Genomic DNA, 25,737 nt, shown 5'->3' on the forward strand with positions numbered 1-25,737 from the left:
TAGATGAAAATTCTAAATAGTTGACTTTTTTACATTTTTTTATTAAAACTCATATATTTGATAAATATAAAATAAAGTATAAAGTATAAACATTATAAAATATATTACAATTAAGAATAAATTTGTTTTTTTATTTAATAATTGCTATGGAAAATGGCAGTTATGATTTTGGTAAATACTAAAGAGAATTTAAGGATACAGTAGAATATTTTTTTTATTAATACAAATCCTAAGATTAATGATTATAATTAAATCTGTAATTGGAGGATTTAAATGAACATTTTAAAAAAAATATTAATATTTATTATGATTCCTATTATGATGTTTGCTTTACTCATAGGAGTTTTTAAAAACAATGTATTTGCTAATTCAAATTTTAATAAAGAAAAACCAGTTAAGATAGGAGTATTTTTAGATAATTCTAATGCTATGTATATTTCTTTACTTAAACAACATTTAGAATGTATAGAAAAAGAAAATAAAGATAAAGTTAAATTTACTTTTTTTGATGCAAAAGATAATCAAAGTTTACAAAATGAGAGTATAGAAAAAGCTCTTACAGAAGAATATGATCTTTTTATAATAAATTTGATTACTCGTAACTTAGACGAGGTAAAAAACATTTTAATTAAAATCATGAAAAAAGATATTCCTTTAATTTTAAATCCAGATCCTTCTGAAGAAATAATAAACTTTGTTAAACCGTATAAGCGCTTTGTAGTTGTTGGAGCAGATTTTAAGCAATCAGGTATTATGGAGGGAAAGATACTTGCTGATGAATGGAATTCTAATAAAGAGCTAATAGATAAAAATAATGATAATGTATTGCAGTATGTTATGTTAAAAGGTAGGATTGGTAGTCCATTAACATATTTAAGAACAAAGTATTCTATTTTAGAACTTAATGAGGATGGAATAAAAACAGAAGAGATTGCATCTGTTGATTGTGAATGGATGCAAAAATGTGCCAAAAGTTCTATTGAAGCTTTATTTTTAAAATATGGAAATAAAATAGAAGCTATAATTGCTAATAATGACGCTATGGCAGTAGGTGCTGTTGAAGCTCTTCAAAAATATGGATATAATAAAGGGAATAAATCAGAAACAATTCCAGTTGTAGGTATTGATGGAATGCCAGTAGCAAAAGATTTAATTAAAAAAGGATTTATGTCAGGTACGGTTGTATTAGATCCTAAAGATCTTGCTAAGGTGCTTTATTCTATTGGAATGAATTTAGCTACTAGTAGACCTCCTCTTGAAAATACGAACTATAAATTTGATGATACAGGATTTACAGTTCATTTAGATTATAAGGAATATATAAACAATACAAAGTAAATATCAAATGTAATTATTCTTATCTATGTTGGAGCTATTAGTTAATTGATTATTAATTTAGAAAAATTTATATAAGAATAGATGTAGGTATATAGTAAAGTAACATCCTTTTCCTGTAACTACAATTCCAATATTCATTATATACACTCTATCCTTATTTTTTGTATTGCTTCAAGTTAAATTGTTAGTGATTTCTTCGTTATATACTTTAGATAATTCAATATAATTTTATAAATAGAATAGCTAAAATTATAATTTTTCTAAGCATTAAGTATACATCTAATTAGTATATAAATATATTATTATTTCACAATGAAATTCACAAAAATATAAAATTGAACTGTAATCTCTCAAGTAGTATAGATGAAAAAATAAAATTATTAAGCTGAGATATGATTTGAATGTTTAATTGAAATCATATCTCTTAAATTTTTTTACAACAGAAAGGTTTTTTATATGACAAATACTATGTAGATATTATATAAGATAAAAGGAAATATAAACCTTCACTACAAAAGAAAACGTTTTTAATATCTGTGTAAAAGTTTACCAAAAATATTGACTAAGAATATAATAATAAGTACAATAAACTTATTAAAATACATTTAAAAAAGTATTTTAAATAAAAATTTAAAAGTTATAATTTAAGTATAAATGAAAATATGTATACAAAAATGGGAGGTTTAATTATGAGATATTTATTAGGTTTGGATATTGGAACATCAGGAACTAAAACAGCATTATTTGATGAAGAAGGAAACACAATAAAAACTGCAACATATGCATATGAGTTATTTCAACCACAAGTAGGATGGGCAGAACAAAACCCAGAGGATTGGTGGAAAGCATGTGTTAATGGGATAAAAGATGTTATTGAAAAAAGTAATGTACAAGCATCTGATATTAAAGGTATTGGATTAAGTGGTCAAATGCATGGGCTTGTTTTATTAGATAAGAAATGTAAAGTTATTAGAAATTCTATAATTTGGTGTGATCAAAGAACAGAAAAAGAATGTGATTACATGACAAAAGTTATAGGAAAAGAAAGATTAATTAAAATAACAGGAAACCCTGCATTAACTGGATTTACACTTTCAAAATTATTATGGGTTAGAAATAATGAACTTAATAATTATAAAAAGATATATAAAGTACTTCTTCCAAAAGATTATATAAGATTTAAATTAACTAATACCTTTGCAACAGAAGTTTCAGATGCTAGTGGAATGCAAATGTTAGATATAAATACTAGAAATTGGAGTGAAGAATTACTTAAGGAGCTAAATATAGATAAAAACATATTAGCAGATGTTTATGAATCGGTTGTTGTTAGTGGACATGTTACAGAAGAAGCAGCTAAGCTTACAAAACTAGAAATCAATACACCAGTAGTTGGAGGCGCAGGTGATCAAGCGGCTGGAGCTATAGGAAATGGAATAGTAAATGAGGGAATAATATCAACTATAATAGGTTCATCAGGAGTAGTATTTGCAGCAACAGATACACCAAGATTTGATAAAGAGGGAAGAGTTCATACTTTATGTCATGCAGTACCTAATAAGTGGCATGTAATGGGTGTTACTCAAGGGGCAGGTTTATCATTGAATTGGTTTAAAAGAACATTCTGTGCTAAAGATGTTGAAGATAGTGAAAAGGCGGGCACTGATGTATACGATTTATTAACAAAAAAAGCAGCAAAATCAAAACCAGGCTCTAATGGAATAGTTTATTTACCATATCTTATGGGAGAAAGAACTCCACATATAGATCCAAATGTAAAGGGTGCATTTTTAGGAGTATCACTTATAAATAATCATGATGATTTTGTACGTAGTATATTAGAAGGAGTTAGTTTTAGCTTAAAGAACTGTCTTGATATTATTGAAGATATGAATGTAAAAGTTAATGAAATAAGAATAAGTGGTGGAGGCGCAGAAAGTAGTGTTTGGAGACAAATATTAGCTGATGTTTTCCAATATTCATTAACTACAGTTAAAGCATCAGAAGGTCCAGCACTTGGTGTAGCAATACTAGCAGGAGTTGGAGTAGGAATATATGATTCAGTAGAGGAGGCTTGTAGTAAAATTATAAAAGGCAATTCAATGGTATATTCAAATACTGATTTAAAAGAAGTATATTCAAAAGTGTATGATGTATATAATTCAGCCTATCCTAAAATAAAAAATATTTAGGTAAATAAAGTAGAAGGTATTTTTATGTATTTTGATATGGAATAATTAAAAAATTATTTAAGAAATTAGCAGATAGCTTTACAAATTTAAATATAATTTTTGAGGCAATGGATCCTATATTAGTAGGAAAAGCCAAGCATCATGAGTCAATGAAGAAGCTAAAAACAAAATCTGAATTTTCCTCTGGGTTTAAGTCTGGAAAGGAAATAGAATCTTTTGATGATAGACTTAATTTTATAAAAGAATGGTATCATTTTGATGTTGGAGGGAAAAGATGGAGAAAAATGAGATTGCTTTGGTGTATTTCAAGATTTAAAAGAATGATGAAAATAATAAAAATTAAAGTAAATTAATAATGTTTGATTTTAGATTAAGAAAAAGAAATAAAAAAATCATTTAGAATTTAATTATTTTAAGTGATTTTTTATTATATTAAGGATAATACTTTAAATTAATTTTAATTTTAAGTATAATATTTTAAGGACTAATAAGGTAAAAACAAACTATTTAACTAATTGGTGAATATTAAATAAAATAGAAGATAGATATATTTTTAAAATTAAATAAACCAATGTTAAGAAAAAAAATAATATAAGATACTTTTAAGGAAAATTAGTAATAGAGGAGTAAATTAGTATGAAAAAAAATGATAACATATACAATACTTATGTTCAAATATTAAAAGAAGAATTAGTTCCAGCAATGGGATGTACAGAACCAATTGCAATAGCTTATGGAGGAGCTAAAGCAAGAGAGATTTTAGGTGTAATTCCTGAAAAGTGTGAAATTGAGGTAAGTGGTAACATTATTAAAAATGTAAAAAGTGTTATTGTACCAAATACAAATGGATTAAAGGGGATAGAAGCAGCTCTAGCAGCAGGGGTTACAGTTGGTAATGAGGCAGCAGTTTTAGAAGTTCTTGCAAATGTGCAAGATGAAGACAAGCCTAAGATAAAAGATTATATGGATAATCATGAAATAAAGATAATTCCGAGCAATAAAAATATAACATTTTATATTGAAGTAAGACTTTATAGTAAATCATCTTATGTAAAATTAATAATTGAAAATTATCATACCAATATTGTACTTATTGAGATGGATGGAAAGATAATATTTGAATCAGGTAGTGAAAAAGAAAATACTGCTGGCATTACAGACAGAAGTCTTTTAAATGTCAAAGAGATAGTTGAGTTTGCAGATATAGTATGCATTGATGATATAAAAGATACTATAAGTCGTCAAATTGAGTATAATATGGCTATTTCAAAAGAGGGACTTACAGGTAATTGGGGAGCTCAAATAGGAAAAGTTTTATTAAAAACATACGGTAATGATATAAAGATTAGGGCTAAAGCTGCTGCCGCTGCTGGTTCTGATGCACGTATGAGTGGTTGTGAATTGCCTGTGATAATTGTTTCAGGAAGTGGAAATCAAGGTATGACAGCATCTATTCCTGTTGTTGAGTATGCAAAAGAGCTTAATGCTAGTGATGAAAAATTATATCGTTCACTTATAGTGTCAAGTCTTATAACAATTCATCAGAAAACTGGAATAGGAAGATTATCTGCATTTTGTGGAGCAGTTAGTGCAGGATGTGGCGCTGGAGCTGGAATAGCATATTTAAATGGTGGTGATGATAAAATAGTTTCACATACTGTTGTAAATGCTCTTGCAATTGTATCTGGAATTATATGTGATGGGGCAAAATCATCTTGTGCTGCAAAAATTGCAACAGCAGTAGATGCAGGAATTCTTGGATATAATATGTATTTAAATGGTCAGCAGTTTTATAGCGGTGATGGAATAGTTACAAAGGGTGTTGATAATACAATAGATAATGTAGGTAGAATGGCACGTGAAGGTATGAGAGAAACTGATAAGGAGATATTAAAAATAATGGTTGGACAATAATAATTAAAAAAATTTGTAGTTAATAAAATAAGTATATTACTAACCAGTTTTAAATGGAGAATAGAAATTAAAGTATTAAAAATGACTAATGTACTGGATTCATTAGTCATTTTTATTTCAATTTAGAACTTATAATAATTATTTACAAATTTTTTTATTAATATTGTCAATTCTTGATCAAATTTATTAAAATGATAAATTTAACAATACATAATAATTAAAAATAAGAGTTCTAAGAAGAAAAATATATTATTAAAATGATAAAAAAGTTATCAAAATGAGAAATCTTTTATTTATATAAAATAAATTTAATTACTACAAAGTAAAAAACAGTATCTCCGAAGTATTTTACTTGGCATAAATATTGCTTAGTAATATTTGTAGAAAATTCTGTAAACGTATAACTAAATTTTAGTACAAGGGGGAATTTTTTATGGAATTAAAGGAGAAGTCTTTACTTTTTCAATTTGAAGGTAAAACAAATTTAAAAGAAATAGTTCCGTTAGGACTACAACATGTTGTAGCTATGATTATTGGATGTGTTACCCCAGCTATAATAGTAGCTGGGGTATGTGGATTAAAGCCAGAAGATAAAATTTTACTTGTTCAATCATCATTATTTTTTGCAGGAATAGCAACGTTAATTCAACTTTTTCCTATATTTGGGGTTATTGGTTCTAGATTACCTATAATTGTAGGGACAAGTTTTGCTTATGTACCAACATTAATAGCTATAGCTGATGAATTTAATATTGCTACAGTTTTGGGAGCACAAGTAATTGGAGGAATAGTAGCTGTTATTTTTGGAGTATTTGTTAAAAAGTTAGTTAGATTTTTTCCTTTAATAGTAACAGGTACTGTTATATTTTCAATAGGTTTATCATTATATTCAGTTGCTATCAAGTATATAGCAGGTGGAGCTGGAAGTTCAACTTTTGGCTCACCTCAAAATTGGGGAGTTGCACTTATAACTTTAAGTGTAGTAATATTTTTAAATTATTTTACCAAAGGATCATTGAAGCTTGCATCTATATTAATAGGAATTATTGTGGGTTATGTTGTTGCTCTATGTTTTGGAATGGTTTCTTTTAAAGATATTGAAACAGCAGGCTGGATGCAAGTACCTAAATTTATGCATTTTGGAATGAGTTTTGATGCTACAGCAATTATATCTATGGTTATAATGCATGTGGTAAATTCTGTTCAAGCAATAGGAGATTTTTCAGCGACTACTGGTGGGGGGATGGATAGAGTTCCTACAGATAAAGAACTTTCAGGTGGAATAATTGGTAATGGCATTAGTAGTATTATTGGTTCATTTTTCGGTAGTATGCCTACTGCAACATTTAGTCAAAATGTTGGTATAGTAACAATGAATAAAGTTATAAATAGAAGTGTATTTGTATTTGCTTCAGTAGTTATTATAATATCAGGAATAGTACCTAAATTTGCATCAATGCTAACAAGTATTCCACAGTGTGTACTTGGAGGAGCTACATTATCAGTATTTGCAACTATAACAATGACCGGGATAAAGATGATTTCATCAATTAAACTTACAACTAGAAATACTGCTATTGTAGGATTATCAATTGCTTTAGGTATAGGAATAGTTGAAGTTCCAAATTCATTGGCTTTATTTCCAGCTTGGTTTATATCAATTTTTGGAAAATCTTCAATAGTTGTAACTACGTTAGTAGCTATAATTTTAAATCTAATTTTACCAAAAGATGAAACTAATAAAGTAAGTGATAATAAATAATAATATATGTAATGATATCTATAAAGAGCTGATGAATTAAGAGAATTATATCTTAAACTTATTAGCTCATTTTTATTAGAAAAATAATTAAGCATTTATATAAGTTTAAATAATTTTTTGCTTTTTCAATTCTTTTATTTAATACAATTATATTTTAAATAAACTTTAATTATATATTAAAATATAATTTAATTTAGATTTATTTATGAAATAAAATTCATTTACGGAAAAAATTGACAAGAGATATAAAATGTTTTATAATAATAATTGTTAAAAGATAAAAAAAATTATATAAAAAATTATAAAAACTAATAATATAATTTAAATAGCTATATTTTAAATCAAAAAAATGTATAAATTTATAAATTTTTAATAATATAGCTTATAGAAATAAGAATAAAATACTAAATTAGAGGAGGCAAGTTTATGTTATTTAAGACTACTGAACAACACGAAGCTTTTCGTTTAAAAATTAGAGAATTTGCAGAGACAGAGGTAAAGCCAATAACATTTATGCTAGATAAGGAAAATAAATTTCCAACTGAAGCAATTGAAAAATTAGCTAAAATGGGGGTATTAGGTACACCTTATCCTAAGAAGTATGGTGGTGCAGGTTTAGATGTACTTAGTTATGCCATTGCTGTTGAAGAACTTTCTAGGGTAGATGGTGGTACAGGTGTAATTTTATCTGCACATGTTTCTTTAGGAACTTATCCAATTTTTGCATATGGAACTGAAGAACAAAAGAAAAAATACCTAATTCCTTTAGCAAAGGGTAAAAAGATTGCTGCTTTTGGTCTAACTGAACCTAACGCTGGTAGTGATGCAGGGGGAACTGAGACTACAGCTGTACTAGAAGGAGATCATTATATTTTAAATGGTGGAAAAATTTTTATAACTAATGCAGATAAAGCTGATACGTATGTTGTATTTGCTGTAACAACACCAAATATAGGAGTTAAAGGCATAAGTGCCTTTATAGTTGAAAAAGGATGGGAAGGATTCACTTTTGGTGATCATTATGATAAGATGGGAATTCGTTCATCTTCAACAGCAGAGTTAATATTTAATAATGTTAAAGTTCCAAAAGAAAATTTGTTGGGTGAAGAAGGACAAGGCTTTAAGATAGCCATGAAAACTTTAGATGGTGGTCGTATTGGTATTGCTTCGCAAGCATTAGGTATAGCGCAAGGAGCTTATGAAAATGCTTTGGAATATTCAAAGGAAAGAATACAATTTGGAAGACCTATCTGTCAGCAACAAATTATTTCTTTTAAATTAGCAGATATGGCAACTAAGATAAGAGCAGCGAGATTTTTAGTTTATAGTGCTGCTGAACTTAAAGAAAACCATGAATCTTATTCTATGGAAGCTGCTATGGCTAAACAATATGCCTCAGATATATGTTTAGAAGTGGTAAATGATGCACTACAAATTTTTGGAGGAAATGGTTATCTTAAAGGAATGGATGTAGAAAGAGCTTACCGTGATGCTAAAATTTGTACTATTTATGAAGGAACTAATGAAATACAAAGGGTGGTAATTGCATCTCATATAATTGGAAAAATGCCTAAAAATGAAAATAGAAGAACTTCAACTCGTGACCCATTAACTGGTGCTCGTAAAAAGGTAATTATGAAAGACGGTACGGCAGAAGAAAGAGTTTCTAAGCTTGTAGAAGCATTGAAAACTGATGGATATGATTTTACCGTTGGTATTGATATAAATACTCCAATTCCTAAAGCGGATCGTGTTGTTAGTGTAGGAAAAGGAATTGGTGAAGAAAAAAATATGGAACTAGCTAAAGCTTTAGCTGTACAAGCTGGTGCTGCTATTGGTTCATCACGTCCTGTAGCTGAGACTTTAAAATACTTACCTTTAAATCGTTATGTAGGTATGTCAGGACAAAAATTTAATGGTAACCTATATATTGCTTGCGGTATATCAGGAGCTGGGCAACACTTAAAGGGAATAAAAGATGCTACTACCATAGTTGCTATTAATAATAATCCTAATGCACCAATATTTAAGAATGCTGATTATGGTATTATTGGAGATATGATGGAAATAATGCCGTTATTAACAACTGCTTTAGATAATGGAGAACCTAAAAAGGAAGCACCTCCTATGAAGAAAATGAAGAAAAATCTTCCTAAAAAGACTGTGCCTAATTGGAAGAGATATGTTTGTAATGGTTGTGGTTATGAATATGATCCGGCCATAGGTGATGTAGAAAATGATATATTGTCTGGAACTTTATTTGAAGATCTTCCAGAAGAGTGGATATGTCCTGATTGTGGTGAAGAAAAAGATATGTTTATAGAAGTCTAATTTTGTGGTAAAATATAGTAGTAACTTAAATTGTTTTGTAGTAAAAGAAGGAGGACTAAATTATGTTTTGTGTTAGAAAAGTAACCGAAGATCTTTATTGGGTAGGGGGCAATGATAAGCGTTTATCTCTTTTTGAAAATATTCATCCAATTTCAAGAGGTGTTTCATATAATTCATATTTATTATTAGATGAAAAAACCGTATTATTTGATACTGTAGATTGGGCAATTGGTAAACAATTTTTAGAAAACGTAGAAGCAGTTCTAGATGGTAGGCCACTAGATTATTTAGTAATAAATCATGTGGAACCTGATCATGCAGCTGCTATTGAGGAAATAATATTACGTTATCCAGAGGTTAAAATTATAGGTACAGCAAAAGCCTTTCTTATAATGAGACAATTTGGATTTGAAATTGATGGCAGAATTGAAGAAGTTGTAGAAGGTGATACAAAATCTTTTGGAAAACATGTAGTAACATTTATAGCTGCACCAATGGTACATTGGCCAGAAGCTATGGTTACATTTGATACTACAAATGGTGTCCTTTTTTCAGCTGATGCTTTTGGAAGCTTTGGAGCATTAGATGGAAAACTATTTAATGATGAGGTTGATTTTGAACATGATTGGATAGATGAAGCTAGAAGATATTATACAAATATTGTTGGTAAATATGGTCCTCAAGTTCAGTCTTTATTAAAAAAGGCAAGCAAAATTGATATTAAAATGATCTGTCCACTACATGGCCCGGTTTGGCGTACAAATATTGAATATTTTATTGATAAATATGATAAATGGAGTAGATATGAACCAGAAGAAAAAGCAGTAATGGTAGTTTACGGTTCAATGTATGGTAATACTGAAAGCGCAGCCGCATCTTTAGCTACTAAATTAGTGGAAAAGGGTATTAAAAACGTGGTTATGTATGATGTTTCAAGTACTCATGTATCTGAGTTGATTTCAGAAACATTTAGAGTTAGTAATGTAGTCTTAGCATCTGTAACATATAATCTTGGTATTTATCCACCTATGCATAATTATCTTATGGATATGAAGGCTCTTAATCTTCAAAAGAGAACTTTTGCACTTATTGAAAATGGATCATGGGCATGTAAATCTGGAAAATTAATGCATGAATTTTTAGATGGAATGAGAGACATGACAATCCTAGAAGATAAAGTTACACTTGTTTCTTCAATGAAAGAAGATAACATTACAGATATAGATAACCTTGTTGAAAGTATTATAGAATCAATGAAATAGTTATAACAAATCTAATTAAATTTTACCAAAGATAATTAGCAGAGACAGTAGATAATTTTGTATAAATACAAAATTATCTACTGTCTCTATCATTTTCATTATATATGTCTAGTCACTTGAAAAGCATTATTAATTGTACACATAACATTTCTAATTTATTTTGCATCTCATATTAGATAAAGTTCTTACATTAAATTTAAATTTATTATCAATATATTAACCTATAATATTTAATGTAAGAAAAATCTCAATTATTATATAATTTTATAAGAAATACATGATACTATATATTAAGGGAAATAAATAAGGCATATTCAAATAAACTTATTTATTTGAATATGCTTAAATTAAAGAATGGAGTGATTCTAATGATAAAACTTATAGCATCAGATATGGATGGTACTTTATTAAATAATAATCATGATATAGATGTAGACACTGTCGAAGCAATTAGAAAAGCAGAAGAGGCAGGGATAATATTTACAATATCTACAGGAAGAGAATATGACAGTGTTAAAGGAATATTAGATAAGCATAATATAAAATGTCAATGTATTCTTTCTAATGGAGCAGAATATAGAGATGAATCAGGGAATATTTTAGAAGTAATAAATATAAATGAAAAGTATGCAAAAAAAATAATAAAGATATTAGATGAAAATAAATTACCAGCACGTATATTTACCAATAAAGGTGTATTTACAACATCTACAAGAGAAGAAGCATTTCAAGAAGTTATATTTAGAACTATGACTTTTAATCCAACTTTAACAGAAGAAGAAGCTAAAAAAATGGCAGAAAAAGAAGGATTTTTTACAAACTTAAAATATGTTAATGATGTAGAAAAGTTTTTTAAAGATGACATAGAAATAAGAAAATTTGTGGCTTTTCATAAAGATATAGATTTAATAAATAAAATGAAAGAGACTATTGGAAAAATTGAAGGACTAGCAATATCTTCATCATTTGATGATAATATAGAGATAACCGATATAAATGCTCAAAAAGGAATCATATTGAAAAAGGTAGCCCAAAAAATGAATATAGATATAAAGAATGTTATGATTCTTGGGGATAGTTTTAATGACTATTCAATGTTTGAAATATTCGAGGAAAGTGTTGCTATGAAAAATGCTATACCAGAAGTTAAAAAAATAGCCAAATACATAACAGATAGTAATGACAATTTAGGCGTTGCAAAAGCCATTTATAATGTTCTTAATAATGAAATGAATAATATGCTTAAATAAATTTAATTTAGGATTTGTATCAAAATTTATTGATGCAAATCTCTTCATTTATGTATAGTAAACTATAAAAATTTTTTAATTTGAAAGACTGATAAAAGTTAGGTTTAATCAAAAATATTGGTTTAATCAAAAATATTGGTTTAGATGGGGATTTAGGAATTTTATAAAAGAATTTCTAATGAAATTTTTAAATACATATTTTACAAAATGTTAAAGTTATTCATTCTAAATCAAAAAGTGTAACGAAGCAACTTTGTTTTGATATGTTAAACATGGGAATGTCTAATAAAAAGTTAATTATAAGTAAGGCATGATTATTTAGTAATAGTAAGGTTACATATATTGAGATAAAATCTTAAGAAATTTCCAAAGTAGGTTTGTTAAATTAAATATGAAATTTATCCTAATGAATAATAATTATCATTTGATATGGCATATTATTTAATGTATAATAATTATAATATATAAACAATTGAAAGAGGGTAGTATTTAATGTATGAATTTAAAGAAGAATATAAAACAGGAATAGATTTTATTGATGAACAACATAAAGTTCTTTTTGAAATAGCTGATAAAACTTATAATTTATTAAAAAATGATCTTAGAATTGATAAATATGATAAAATAGTAGAGTTAATAAAAGAACTTCAAGATTATACAGTTTTTCATTTTAATGCTGAAGAAGAATATATGAAAAGTATCAATTATAAAAGAATGTTTACTCAGAAAGTTGAGCATGATGCATTTATAAAGAGAATTAAAGATGTAGATTTTTCAAAGATTGATGAGGATCAAGATGAATATATAATTAGTATATTACAACTTCTAAATGACTGGTTAACAGGACATATTTATTCAAACGATAAACTTATAGGAAAATAATTATACTTTTACAAAAGAAATAGGACAAGTATATATCCAGAATATTAAAAAAACATTTTAATAATTATAATATGATTTTAATGTGTCTACATTTAATATTTATAAGAGTACCTTATATTACAAAGGTGAGTCTAATGTGAAAATAATTTGTAATTAAATAATAGTATTGTAGCAGCAAGACAAGATAATATGCTAGTAACATCCTTTCATTCTGAATCAACAAATAACTTAGAAATGCATACGTATTTTATAAGTATGTGTAGAAAAAACAATAGAACTGTAAACTAAATTAATAAAAACTAATCTAGTTTACAGTTCTTCTGTTTAATAACTTATTAAGCTATTTTTATATCTTAATCCAATTTCCAGTAGCTACTATCATAGCCATAAGTTTAAGTGTGTTTCCATAAAAAAGTGAATCTTCAATTGGTGTATTTGTTAATGTTTTCCAAAGTTTTATTGTCCACATTTTATTTTTTCTTTGAATAAGAGAGGAAACTAAAAATGGAGCAATAAATGATAAATCATTAGAGTTACCAAAAGGTTTTCCAGGAGTAGAATTAGCTACATAGTAACCAGAAACTATATTTTTAGGATTAGAATTGGTTTTTGTGATTATCCAATTATTTAAAGTAGAGAGTTGATTTGTAATATGAGCTTTATCTAATAGAATATCCATGGAATAGCGCCAAGGAGTTTGGCAACTGTAATAATAATAATCTCCATCATGAATTGTTTCTAGAACTTTTCCTTTTGGTGCTATAAATTCATTTTTATCTTTAACAAAGAAATCTGGCATAAGGCCATTCATTTTACTTTCTCTATTCATTTGATTATTTATTATACTATTAATTTTTTTAATCACATTTCTCCAATTTTTACTATTTTTTCGATCAGCTTTAACAAATTCTTTTAAAATATAAATACTAAAATCTGAGCTTCTAGTTATTCCTTTAAATTTACTATTAATATTTGTATTAACCCAATCTCCTAAATTTAATATATAATCTTTTTTATCAACACAACTAATCATCAATGCATTAATTCTTTTAAGAGCTTCTTTTTTATAATTTATATTGTCTTTTTTTCTCCAGAGTTTATTAGCAATAAGCAGTCCATAGCATATATCCATATCACTATTAGTAGTAGAAGCAGTTTTAGGTTTAATGTTTATTATCTCTCCTTTATCAGTAATAATTTGTTGCCATGCCATGAGATTATCGTTGTAAATACTAGGATAAGCATTTACAAAATTATAGAGATTATTAAAATGTTTTTTAGCTGTGGCATCAAATTTACTCATGATTGCAAAAATAATCATACCATATCCCATTGCGGCAGAAGATGTAACTGCATTATTTTCAGTAGAAAATTCTAAAGTATCAAATAGATATTCTTTAGTAGGAAAGGAGTTCTTTACAGTTCTTAAGTAACGTTTTTTCCATTTGTAATAAAAGGAGAGGAGTTCTAAGGTAAGTTCTTTTTTAGAGTAGGTTTGCATAATTACATTTCTATAAATTTTTATCACCCCAATAAATTTATATTATTAATCTATGAAATATATATATGTGAATATAAAAAGTTTTAATGACTTTTGTATGATTTAAAATGATATTTATTAGATGCCAAAACATTGATGGTTAAAGTACTTTTGAATTATAATACTAGAATAAAAAAATTATAATTTATAAAAAAATATGTAACAATATAAAGTTTTGTCTCATATTATATATTATAAATTAAGTATAAATCACTTAGTTTAGATTATAATTATTGAAATAATGATAGTGTAAAGTACGCTATGAAAAAACAAAGCTAAAAATTAAATAACTTAAAAATCAATAATAGTTAAAATTATAAAAATAGAAATAATAGAGGGGTGTTTTGTATGAATTTTTATACAAACCAATCATATAGAGGCCATAGATATTATACAGTAAGAAATAGAGCAGAAAGTGATTCAAATGAATCAAATAGTGGATCAAGAAGTTATTCAAATGAATCAAATGGTGGATCAAGAAGTTATTCAAATGAATCAAATGGTGGATCATATAGTTATTCAAATGAATCAAATGGTGGATCATATAGTTATTCAGATGAATCAAATAGTAGATCAAGAAGTTATTCAAACGAATCAGATAGCAGATCATATAGTTATTCAAATGGATCATATAGTAGATCATATAGTAGATAATTTTTCTAATAGAGATTAGTTAAATGGATAGATATTACAAAAGAAATGAAATAGTAAACGAATATTCTATTATAAAGAGAATAGGTGAAGGTAGATATGGTATTGCATATTTAGCTATAAATGATAAAAAAGAGAAATATGTAATAAAACAATTAAAAAAGGATACTATTGAGAAAACAAGAGAAAAATTGTTTTATGAGGAGCATATATTAAGAAATTTAAATGATTATAAATTTCCTAAATTTATATCAAAATTTAAAGATGATGATAGAGAAGGCTATATACTAGAGTATATAGAAGGTAAAGTATTTGAAGATTTATTAGTTGCGGATAGATACGAATTTAGCAAACCTGAAATTTATGAAATAGGGAGTCAACTTTTAGAGATTATAGAAATATTGCAGAATAATAATGTAGTTCACAGAGATATTAGACTTCCTAATGTAATAATAAGAGAAAATAAAGAATTAGTTTTAATTGACTTTGGTTTAGCTAGAATTATAGATAATGATAGATATGTAAAAATGATAGACTATTGGTTTCTAGGAGATTTTTTAATCCATTTGCATTATTCATCTTATAAAGAAACTGATTTACCAGAAAGACCTTGGTATGAAGAATTAGATTTAAAATTAGAAGAAGAAATCTTTTTAAAAAAGCTTATGGGTATTGATGGTAGTTATCAAAATATTGAAGATATAAAAAATCAACTCAAAAAAATTAAAAATATAGTTTAAGTAATATGTAAACCATGCGATTTTAAGGACTACTTTAATATTGCATGGTTTATTTTTAAATAACAAGATGTATTAAACAAAGGAGGAGTATATTTTGATAAATTCAAATGGAATATTAAAAGTATATCCTGAAAGTTTTAAAGCCAACTTTTATACTACTAATCCATTTAGAATGATTGGTATAATAGATGTAAATATAAAATATAATTATGGAATAGAGAGGGTTACTTTATCTTTTTTTAGGTCATCAGGAACTAATAGTGGGAAAATCAAAGGGCTATGGTATCCCATTGTTGGAATAAAAACCTATACGGGGGAATTTACTGAATTTACTGAATATATAAATTTTGTGTTAAAAAATTCTACAAGAAAGGGAAGGGCTCGTAAAGGATGGCTTGCTAAATCTTTATTTTTTCCTAATTCATATAATGACGATGTTATAATTAAAGGATTTTCTAATGGAATATATCATGAAAGTCTTTTAGAAATTGGAAAAATATTAAGGGATTTATATGAGAAAGATGAATTTCAAATGATGAATTCATTAGATGCTATAGAGCTGAATAATTTATTGACTTCAAAAGAAATATATAAAGGAAATACACATAGTCAAAGAGAAAATTTTGAAAAATTTATACAAGATATATTTAATTTGAGTAATTTAATTCTCATTTGATTTATGTATTTTACTTTAAATAAAATTTTTATGTTTTGTACAATAAATATTATACCAGCTATATAATATTTAGTATTATGTAAAAATAAAAACTAAATAAAAAATATCCCATGATTTCTGATGATAGATTTAGATGTTTCTACAAGATAACCATAAAGATTATCACTATGGATAATTTATAGAATATATTAAATACTAGCAAGGACTTATCGTTACCATTTGCTAGTATTTTTATATAGGGAGTTGAAAATATATAATGCAAGGTATTGAATATAAACAACAACTTAATCCATCAAATGAGGAAAGACATAGAATGTTAAAAGCTACTTTAGCTAAATTTAACCGAATGGATGATTTTGAAAATATAATATCATCTCTTAAACCACCAATTGATATTACTCAAATAGCATCTTATAAAGAGTGCAAAGGAATTAAAGTAGGAGTAATAGGAGGTGGAATTGCTGGCTTAGCTTCTGCTTTTGAGCTTAGAAAATTAGGATTTGATATTACAATATTTGAAATTGAAAAGAATCGTATAGGAGGTAGAATTTATACTCATTATTTTGATAAAAATAAGAAAATTTATGGTGAACTTGGAGCTATGCGTGTACCAATAAGTCATGAAACTACCTGGCATTATATAAATCTTTTCAATTTATGTACAAGACCATTTATTGAAGCTAATAAAAATGCTTATATATATATAAGAAATAAACGTGTAAAGAATGACTCTAATGGCAAAAATGTCATGGAAAAAATATATCCAGAATTCAATTTAACGAAACAAGAGAAAAATATACCATGGCAAAAACTTGTGGAGTATGCTTTAGTAGATAATATTTTAGAAATAAGTCCATCTATAAGGAAAGAACTATTAAATATAAAAAAACAATATTCAGCAGAAATTGAATTTTTAGATAATTTAAGTATAAGAGATGAATTACAAAGAATGAAATTAAGCGAAGGTGCCATAGAATTGATATCGTGTATTATTCCATTCCTTGGAACTTTTTATAGTAATAGCTATTTAGAAAATTTAAGAGAAGATTATAGTTTAGATTCTTTTTATAGATATGAAATTGTTGGGGGCACAGTTAATTTACCACTCTCTTTTTATAATTCATTAAAATCTGAAAATCCTAAGGAATACATTGATATATCTAAAAATCAATTAGGAAAGGTTAAATTAGAATATGGAAAAACAGTATTTAGTATATTAGAAGATAAAGAAAATAATAAAGTTATACTTGAATATAAAGGTAAAGATTCTAAAAAAATTTTAAATAAAAAATATGATTATGTTATTTGTACTATTCCTTTATCTAGTCTTAGAAATTTAAATATATTTCCAATGTTTAGTACTGAAAAGATGCAAGCAATAAAGGAAGTAAATTATGTATCATCGCAAAAAAACAATTTTTATGTGTAATGAACGCTTTTGGGAAAAAGGTAATGATAATAACAAGATATTAGGAGGTGGCTCTTTCACAGATTTACCAATTCAAACTATATGGTATCCGTCACATAATTATAGTATAAAAAAACATAATAAATATGGAGTTCTCCTAGCGTCATATAACCTTGGACAAGATTCTATACGATTGGGGAATTTAAATAATAATTTACGCTTCGAATCAATAAAAAGACAAGTAGAAGAAGTTCATGGATTTTCTAGAAATTACTTGGATAAAATAGTTACTGATTTTAAGACAGTAAATTGGAATAATGAACCGGGAATTTTAGGGGGATTTTGTTATTTTATGCCTAATCAAAATACACTTTTTTCATATGTACTATCAAAACCAGAATATAATAATAAAATATATTTTGCTGGAGAACATGTTTCAACTAAGCATGGTTGGATACAAGGATCCTTAAATAGTGCTATGAATGCCGTTAATTTAATAGCTAAACATTGTAAAGAATCAAAAAGATAAAATTAAATAAATGGATAAAGAAATGTTATTCTTTACAATAGAAAACTTGGAATAATATAAAAACATATACAGATTAAGTTTAGTAGTATTATATTTAGAATATAATTATCTTTTTATTGAAATACTAAGAATTGTATATAAAAAATAATTCTTAGTAAAGGAAGGGATAGATTATGAGACTAAAGAAAATTATACCTATGATATTTATATTTTTATTAATATTTAGTACTACAGTTTTTGCTAATGAAAAAAAGGTTGAGGAGACTATTTTTATGGGGAAGGTACAAGCGGTACAAAAAAGTGAAAAAGATAATACTGTGAGGATAAAAACAAATGGTTATATAAGAGGTTGTAAAGTTTATCAAGAAGAGATTATTGCAATAATAAGTGAAGAAACTTTTGTTATTGCAGATACATGTAAAATAGATGAAAAAGATAAGAAACAGGAAAAAGTTAATTTAAAAGAATTTAATATTAAAAAAGGGGACATTGTTTTTATGAAACTTAATAAAGTTATGACAAAATCAATACCACCACAAGTTGGAGTAAAGGCAATTCAAATCACACAGGTAAATTAGATAATTTATAAGATTAAGTTTTCTTATAGATTTATAGATTTTTAAAGTATAAGAAAATGATATAATACAGTTTTTAAGGTGAAATTTTAGTTGCTATTTATGGGGAGAAAGTGAAGAGGTAAGGAGTAAATTAAGTATTGAATTATTAAAACATATGGTTTAATAAAGTTGAAATTTAAAAAGTACTTAATTTTACCGTCTTCACTTTAAACTAAATAAATTTAGTTTAACTATTTTATTTTTATAATATATTAAATTTCACGGCGAGGTATTTTGAAACCTAATTTTTCTTCTATTTCATTTAAGTGATAAGAATCCTTTGGTGCTATAAACATACAAGTATATCCATCTTCACCGGCGCGTCCAGTTCTACCTATACGATGAATATAACTTTCTGGAGTTTCTGGAACATCATAATTATAAATATGTGAAACACTAGAAATATCTATACCTCTTGCAGCAACATCTGTTGCTATTAAGTATTGTATATCAGCCTTTCTAAAAGACTTCATTATTCTTTCACGTTTAGCTTGAGGAACATCACTATGTATTTTTTGGCAATTAAAACCTTTTTGATGAAGTGCAATTTCTAATGTATCTGCTCTACGTTTTGTTCTACAGAATATAATTGCCATAAATGGATTATCTTCTTTTAAAGCTGCACATAGTGCATTTTGTTTCCACCTATCTGTGGTTTCAATAACTTCTTGTTTTATTTTATCAATAGATATTGTTGGCGATTTTACATCTATAAATAATGGATCTACCATGTATCTATAAGCAAGTTTTTTTACTTGTGAATCTATTGTAGCAGAAAAGCAAAGCATTTGATGTTTTTTTGAAGTAAATTTCATGATTTTTTCAATATCATTTTTAAATCCCATTAATAACATTTGATCAGCTTCATCAATAACTATAGTTTTTAATTTTGATAAATTGATAGTTTTTCTATTAATATGATCAAGAAGTCTACCAGGAGTAGCAATAATTATATGAATATTATTTTTTAATTTTTTTAACTGATTTCCAATATCCTTACCACCATAAACGGAAAGTATATTAATATCATTATTTACATTAAATTTTTTACATTCATCTGTTATTTGAATAGCCAATTCTCTAGTAGGTGATAAAATTAATACTTGTATATCTTTAGAATTAGGTAAAATATTTTGAAAAATAGGAAGAAGAAAAGCAAATGTTTTTCCTGTTCCAGTTTTAGCTTCTCCAATAATATCTTTACCATCTAGTATTTTAGGTATACTTTCTTCTTGAATGGGTGTAGGAGTTTTAATTCCATTTTTATTTAATACATTAATTATATTTTCATTTATTCCTAAATTTTTAAAGTCCATAATTATTATCCTTCCAAGTCTTATATTTTTATATGAATTTATATTTCATTAATAATATTGTACACTAATAAATAAAATATATAGATTATTTAACTTATTAAAATACATTGAACGAAGAAAAGCTTGGCATCTTTGGTAAAAGATAACCAAGCTTTAAGATTGTAATTTAATAATAACCGTTCTAGTAATAATAGCACTTAAATATAATGCAGTCAATAGTAGAACAAGAAGAATTATTATTTACATATATTTTGATTTATTTAAAAATTAAAACTTATATGGTATTATATAGTAAAAAGATTGATAGATTAAAGGAGGATAACAAAATGGGATTTTTTCACCATCAGTGACTTGTAATATTTGTGGGCAAAAAGCAGGGTTAAGTAGATTTAAGATAGAAGATGGATGGATATGTAAAAATTGTTTTATATGATTCATCAGATACTGCAACTGAAATTAAAAAATTGAAAGAATTATTAGATGAGGGAATAATAACATTAGAAGAATTCAATGCAAAGAAAAAGAAACTTTTAGGAATTTAAATAAATGGATAAAGAAACGTTAAGTTATAATGAATTGTCAAACTAAGTGTTTTACTTAGTTTGACAATTTATAAAACAGATAAACTAGATTATTTAATGTTACTTTCATTTACAACTACATGATAATCATTGTTATTATTGTTATCCCATTTTACTTCGTTATTATTCCAGTCTTGTTTAAAGCAATAATCTACTGTTGAACCTTTTTCTACATAAATTGTTGTAAAGAAAGTTTCAAATGTTCTTCCCATGTAATAATCAGATACTCTTCTATTCATTTTAATATCTTTAACATTATTCCATCCATTAATACCATAATGTAATGTTACATTTTTTACATCAGTTGTATTGAATTTACTATAATTAAATGGCATACATATTGTATATGCTATTTTTTCATTATTTTCTGCTGCCATAGCTGTTTTTGGCATCATAAATGTACATAATAATAATGTTACCATCATAAAAGTTAATATCTTTTTCATTTTATTTCCTCCAATTTTTTTATATCATATTCATATTGTAATCTTTTAATTGAGCGCGCTTTACTGATTACAAATTATATTATATCATGTTACATTAAATGTTATAAATTGAATTATAATGTAATACTCCTTGTGTAATCATTTAAATCTTAAAAATATTATACTTTTTTGGGGTATACTTCAAATTATTATAGAATATATTTGTAATTTATTTTAATATTATGTATTTTAAATAGATATAAACTTATTTTATATTATATGGTAAATATTAATTCTGAGGATTTAATATTTAAAGGAATTAGTATTTAAGCATTATTGCAAAAGAATAAATATTTAACATAAGAAAAATAGCCAGTAGTAAAAAGTCTATAAAAGACTAAACTACTGGCTTGTTTATCTATTTTATTGTAAATGTGTATGCACCATTATCTTGAGTATATTTATATATTAGTAAATAATATTTTCCTGGTTCAACAGTAGCAGTTCCTACAATAGAATCATCAGATTTTGAACCATAAGCAATATAATTATTTAAATCTTTTTCACTGAAAAGTTGCCATGCTACACCCAACTTATTTAAACTCTTTAATTTAATATTTAAATTAGTAGTTTTGTCTACATTGAAATAATAAATATCTTTATTATCTTCATTGTTTAATGTATCTGTAATAGTAGCAGTAGTATTAATTTTGGTTGCAGAGTCAAAAGAATCATCATTTTTTTCTTCTTTAACAATATCTTTATCATCAGATTTCGAAGAACTTTCAATATCACCATCTATTTTTAATTTATATTTTGAATTATTACCATTTGCTTCATATACAACTATATAGTATTTTCCAGGTTTATTAACTTTAAAACTTCCAGAAAATTTATTACCATCATTTTTTGATGCATATCCTATATAATTATCAGTATCTTCACTATTATAAGCAAGCCAATTAATAGTAGATGAATCCATATTAGAATTTTCTAAGATTACATTTATAGTTCCAGCACTTAATGCATTAATAGAAAAAGTGTCACCTCTTTCAGAAGAATCTAGATTTCCACTTACTATTTGATTTTTAAAGATATTATTAGCGCATTGAAAATCATCATTATATTCTTCTTCATTAATATTTTTATATTTACTGTTATCATGGTTAGCATTAGTAGTTTCATTAGAATCTTCATGTTTATTGTTATCATGGTTAGTATTAGTAGTTTCATTAGTGTTTTCATCAGTTTCATTAGTATTTTTATCTTCATTGACTTCAGGAGTTTCAACAAAACTACCTTCAACTAAAAATTTATAATTATTTTTTTCTTTAGAGCTTTGATATACAACTAAATAATATTTACCAGGTTTATCAATAGTAATAGTTTTTGTAAGTTGATTCATTTTATTTTTAGGAAAAGCTAAGTAATCATTTGTATTTTCAGCATCGAATAATAACCAATTAAAATTATCTTTATCTGCAGAACTATTTTCTAAAGTAATAGTTATGTCATCTGGTTTTGTAACTTCAAAAGAAAAAGTATCTTGAGAATCATCACCCTGTAAATCACCTGAAACTAAATCATTTAAATTAATTTCATTAGCATTTTCAAAACCATTATTATATTCTGTTTCACGCACTGGATTTCCATTAAGAATTTTAAATATATTTATTTCTGAACTTTTTTCTATCTCAAAGCCTTTTGAATCTGTAACTTTAAGCTCTATTGAATAATTTCCAGAAGTTTTGTATATATGAGTAGGATTTTTTTCATTACTAGTATTTCCATCACCAAAATCCCAAACATAAGAGAAGTTACTATCATCTGTTGAGCATTCACTAGTAAATTTAATTTTTTCTCCTGCATTACCTTTAGTAGGTGCAGTTAATGTAATTGTAGGTTCTTCAATAAAGTTGTCATTATGATGCAGTAATCCGTGGAATACCACATCGTATTCAACTTTATTATCTGAACTTACTCTAGGGTTTACAAAATAACCTGTAACTGTTTTATACCCTTTCCAAGGTAGTTTGTTTAATTTTTCTAAAGCTTCATTTACTTTTTTATTCATTTTATTCCAATTATTAAATTCACCATTATTTGAATCTAATTTATAAGTTCCTCTTAATGTATAAGTATTAAAATAATCTGAACGTTCTTTTACTATTTTTGAATTATTTAATCCCATAGCATTTTCAATATCTTTTTTTACTGTTTGTAAATTTTTACTATCATATTTTTTCATATAGTTATCAGACACTAGAGGAATGGTATAGTTGCTATAGTTATCAACTAGTTTATTCATATGTTTTTGATATTGCCTATTTAAGTTTTTATCTTTGCTACATCTTTTAATTATAGAATCATATCTATTAACATCATTAGATTTCATTGAATCAACTAAGTCTTTAAATAATTTATGATCATTATTATACATATAATCAGTAAAAGTATAACCATAAGTATAGAATTCCCATCCATCTGAGTATGAAGAATGGAATAGACTGTTTGCATTAAGTCTTTCTTCTTCATTTTGTCCTATACCTGATACCATTGATTTTCTAGGTAATACTGTAGTTCTGGTAGAGCCTGCAAAGAACTCTGCAGAACCTTCTTCAAACCAAGTAAGTCTTGTGTTATTTCCTCTATAAAAATCTCCTTGATTAAATAAACCAGGAACTAAATAGCGACCTTGAAGATAGTGAGTAAATTCATGTCTAAAAAGTTCTTCTAAACTATATATACTGTCTTTTGGAGTTCTTTCATATGTGAAGAAAGTTCCAACATTTTCAATATAAATACCTCCATTATCAACAGAATAACCATATAAAAGCCTATTTAATTTGTATTCTTTAGGATTATTATAAATAACCATAGTTAATACATCATCGGCTGCACCTGTTTCTAGAGGCTCATCACTACCTATTATTCTATGAAATTGAGCTTTCACTTCTTTTGCAGCCCAATAAAGTCTTTGGATTTTAGATTCAGACACCTTATCTCCTGCTTTAATTACCATTTTTCCATCGTCAAATGTATAAGTTTTAGGTAAAAACGCGTTTTTCTTATCTTCAATAATTTTATCTACATCAATGTTATTACCATTTGAATCCTTAGAATTAAAATCACTTTTTAATAAATCTAAAGTAGTAATATATTGTTCAGAAGTGTTAGGTAGAGTTTTTAAACAATTATCTAATACTTTATGTAGTATTTTAGGATTACTATGATATTTTGCTAATTTTGCTGTGTAATATATTCCATTATTTATAAGCCATCCATTATCATCAGTTATTTGTGTAATAGATGCAAATTTTGAAATGGTATTTATAAAGTTATCTATCTTTCCAGTCCATGGAGTATTTTTTCCATCTCTAATATTATTGTCATAACAATACTGATCAATATCATATGTTATTTGACTCATTATTTTTAATACAGCATCACCTTTTAATTTATCTTTTGGATATTGATTAACTTCATCATAATATTGATTTAAAATAGCAACTGATTTATTTACTACTTCTGGATTACAAGAAGCATTTCCAATAAGTTTACCAAATGCTAGAACTACTTTATCTTGTCCCTCTTTACCTAATTTAAAGTTTGGATTGTTTTCCATTGCAATTAAAGCAGGAATACACTTATCAAGGAATTTTCTATCTTTTAAATACTTTAAAGAATCATTGTAAAATCCTAAGTAAAATCCAGATCTTAGAATTTCAACTAATGTATCAATTCCATTATCATCAGTAGCTGTAAAAGTACATGATTTTTGGTATAAACCGTCTATTATGGCTTGTACACGATTTTTGTTTGAATAGAATTCATAAGTATCTTCATTGTACTTAAAAATGTCAGGTATATCTTTCCAAGATATTTTTGTAGATAATTCTATTATTTCTTCATTACTTAATTTGTTAAGTTTTTTGAAAGGATATTTTTCATTACTTTCTTCATAAGAAGCGTTTATTACATCCTCACTTAAGTTGTCATTATTTTGCTCACTATTAATCTCATCAACTAAAGAACTTTTACTTAAACAAGTTTTAGGTACATTTTTAGTGGATGAGGAAATACTAGCAAAACATTCTGTACTTAAACTAAAGCTTAAAGCCATAGCACAAAGTACTGTAAAAAGTCTTTTTTTCATTTTGCACCCCTCAATTATAGTATTTTTACACTTAATTAAAGTAATTTACAGTATACTTAGTTATTTTATTACTTTAATGAGTATAATTATATAAAAAATTATAAAATCCAGGGTATTATACCATAATATTCATAAATAATACAAATTTTTATCAAAAATAGGAGAGT

General features: G+C 26.1%; 20 protein-coding genes and 1 pseudogene. 17 read left to right on the forward strand and 4 right to left on the reverse strand.

The features are described from left to right. Positions 1 to 273 precede the first annotated feature (273 nt). From BGI42_RS06210 to BGI42_RS16610, 10 genes are all read left to right on the forward strand, one after another. Positions 274 to 1,338 carry a galactose ABC transporter substrate-binding protein gene (locus tag BGI42_RS06210; protein ID WP_069679497.1) on the forward strand — a complete coding sequence of 355 codons (1,065 nt, stop codon included), beginning with the start codon at positions 274 to 276 and terminating at the stop codon, positions 1,336 to 1,338. 689 nt (positions 1,339 to 2,027) lie between these two features. Then, positions 2,028 to 3,530, forward strand: a complete 1,503-nt coding sequence (xylB, locus tag BGI42_RS06215) for a xylulokinase (RefSeq protein WP_069679498.1) — start codon at positions 2,028 to 2,030, stop codon at positions 3,528 to 3,530. A gap of 107 nt (positions 3,531 to 3,637) precedes the next feature. Further along, complete coding sequence (locus BGI42_RS06220) at positions 3,638 to 3,883, forward strand: hypothetical protein (protein WP_069679499.1); 246 nt, start codon at positions 3,638 to 3,640, stop codon at positions 3,881 to 3,883. Between the two features lie 283 nt (positions 3,884 to 4,166). Continuing rightward, entirely contained in the window at positions 4,167 to 5,444 is a 1,278-nt protein-coding gene (locus BGI42_RS06225; protein ID WP_069679500.1) for an L-cysteine desulfidase family protein, read from the forward strand. A 433-nt stretch (positions 5,445 to 5,877) separates the two neighbouring features. After that, positions 5,878 to 7,206, forward strand: coding sequence for a uracil-xanthine permease family protein (locus BGI42_RS06230; RefSeq protein ID WP_069679501.1), 1,329 nt, complete (start codon positions 5,878 to 5,880; stop codon positions 7,204 to 7,206). A gap of 426 nt (positions 7,207 to 7,632) precedes the next feature. Next, positions 7,633 to 9,537: an acyl-CoA dehydrogenase family protein gene (locus BGI42_RS06235; RefSeq protein ID WP_084023844.1), complete on the forward strand. Its 1,905-nt coding sequence runs from the start codon at positions 7,633 to 7,635 to the stop codon at positions 9,535 to 9,537. A 62-nt stretch (positions 9,538 to 9,599) separates the two neighbouring features. Continuing rightward, positions 9,600 to 10,799, forward strand: coding sequence for an FprA family A-type flavoprotein (locus tag BGI42_RS06240; RefSeq protein WP_069679502.1), 1,200 nt, complete (start codon positions 9,600 to 9,602; stop codon positions 10,797 to 10,799). Between the two features lie 368 nt (positions 10,800 to 11,167). Then, the gene (locus BGI42_RS06245; protein WP_069679503.1) at positions 11,168 to 12,049 is read left to right on the forward strand and encodes a Cof-type HAD-IIB family hydrolase; all 882 of its coding nucleotides are present in this window, start codon (positions 11,168 to 11,170) and stop codon (positions 12,047 to 12,049) included. A 492-nt stretch (positions 12,050 to 12,541) separates the two neighbouring features. Continuing rightward, positions 12,542 to 12,931, forward strand: a complete 390-nt coding sequence (locus BGI42_RS06250; RefSeq protein ID WP_069679504.1) for a bacteriohemerythrin — start codon at positions 12,542 to 12,544, stop codon at positions 12,929 to 12,931. Positions 12,932 to 13,096: 165 nt separating this feature from the next. Next, positions 13,097 to 13,219, forward strand: a complete 123-nt coding sequence (locus BGI42_RS16610) for a hypothetical protein (RefSeq protein ID WP_420825939.1) — start codon at positions 13,097 to 13,099, stop codon at positions 13,217 to 13,219. A gap of 58 nt (positions 13,220 to 13,277) precedes the next feature. On the opposite strand, the gene BGI42_RS06255 is transcribed toward BGI42_RS16610, so the two are convergent. Next, positions 13,278 to 14,459 carry a glycosyl hydrolase family 8 gene (locus tag BGI42_RS06255; RefSeq protein ID WP_125461014.1) on the reverse strand — a complete coding sequence of 394 codons (1,182 nt, stop codon included), beginning with the start codon at positions 14,457 to 14,459 and terminating at the stop codon, positions 13,278 to 13,280. A 360-nt stretch (positions 14,460 to 14,819) separates the two neighbouring features. Between BGI42_RS06255 and BGI42_RS06260 the strand changes: the two genes are divergently transcribed. The 5 genes and pseudogenes from BGI42_RS06260 to BGI42_RS06280 all read left to right on the forward strand — a co-directional run bounded on the left by BGI42_RS06260 (position 14,820) and on the right by BGI42_RS06280 (position 19,053). Then, positions 14,820 to 15,125: a hypothetical protein gene (locus tag BGI42_RS06260; RefSeq protein WP_069679506.1), complete on the forward strand. Its 306-nt coding sequence runs from the start codon at positions 14,820 to 14,822 to the stop codon at positions 15,123 to 15,125. A 23-nt stretch (positions 15,126 to 15,148) separates the two neighbouring features. Continuing rightward, positions 15,149 to 15,862, forward strand: a complete 714-nt coding sequence (locus tag BGI42_RS06265) for a serine/threonine protein kinase (RefSeq protein WP_069679507.1) — start codon at positions 15,149 to 15,151, stop codon at positions 15,860 to 15,862. A 94-nt stretch (positions 15,863 to 15,956) separates the two neighbouring features. Further along, positions 15,957 to 16,538, forward strand: a complete 582-nt coding sequence (locus tag BGI42_RS06270; RefSeq protein WP_069679508.1) for a hypothetical protein — start codon at positions 15,957 to 15,959, stop codon at positions 16,536 to 16,538. A gap of 256 nt (positions 16,539 to 16,794) precedes the next feature. Then, positions 16,795 to 18,475: pseudogene (locus BGI42_RS06275) on the forward strand (flavin monoamine oxidase family protein). Between the two features lie 173 nt (positions 18,476 to 18,648). After that, positions 18,649 to 19,053 carry a hypothetical protein gene (locus tag BGI42_RS06280; RefSeq protein ID WP_069679510.1) on the forward strand — a complete coding sequence of 135 codons (405 nt, stop codon included), beginning with the start codon at positions 18,649 to 18,651 and terminating at the stop codon, positions 19,051 to 19,053. A 251-nt stretch (positions 19,054 to 19,304) separates the two neighbouring features. Here the strand turns inward: BGI42_RS06280 and BGI42_RS06285 are convergent, their stop codons facing one another. Then, positions 19,305 to 20,408: a DEAD/DEAH box helicase gene (locus tag BGI42_RS06285; RefSeq protein ID WP_069679511.1), complete on the reverse strand. Its 1,104-nt coding sequence runs from the start codon at positions 20,406 to 20,408 to the stop codon at positions 19,305 to 19,307. A gap of 346 nt (positions 20,409 to 20,754) precedes the next feature. Between BGI42_RS06285 and BGI42_RS16615 the strand changes: the two genes are divergently transcribed. Both BGI42_RS16615 and BGI42_RS06295 read left to right on the forward strand, forming a co-directional pair. Then, complete coding sequence (locus BGI42_RS16615; protein ID WP_420825940.1) at positions 20,755 to 20,841, forward strand: DUF4428 domain-containing protein; 87 nt, start codon at positions 20,755 to 20,757, stop codon at positions 20,839 to 20,841. Further along, the gene (locus tag BGI42_RS06295) at positions 20,810 to 20,950 is read left to right on the forward strand and encodes an SHOCT domain-containing protein (RefSeq protein WP_084023847.1); all 141 of its coding nucleotides are present in this window, start codon (positions 20,810 to 20,812) and stop codon (positions 20,948 to 20,950) included. The genes BGI42_RS16615 and BGI42_RS06295 overlap by 32 nt, the downstream gene beginning before the upstream one ends. 89 nt (positions 20,951 to 21,039) lie before the next feature. On the opposite strand, the gene BGI42_RS06300 is transcribed toward BGI42_RS06295, so the two are convergent. Then, the gene (locus BGI42_RS06300; RefSeq protein WP_069679512.1) at positions 21,040 to 21,435 is read right to left on the reverse strand and encodes a carbohydrate-binding protein; all 396 of its coding nucleotides are present in this window, start codon (positions 21,433 to 21,435) and stop codon (positions 21,040 to 21,042) included. A gap of 397 nt (positions 21,436 to 21,832) precedes the next feature. Further along, a complete protein-coding gene (locus BGI42_RS06305; RefSeq protein WP_069679513.1) occupies positions 21,833 to 25,570 on the reverse strand; it encodes a collagenase in 3,738 nt (1,245 codons plus the stop codon). Positions 25,571 to 25,737 lie beyond the last annotated feature (167 nt).

Origin of the sequence: Clostridium taeniosporum (genome assembly GCF_001735765.2) — a bacterium.
GTDB lineage: Bacteria > Bacillota > Clostridia > Clostridiales > Clostridiaceae > Clostridium > Clostridium taeniosporum.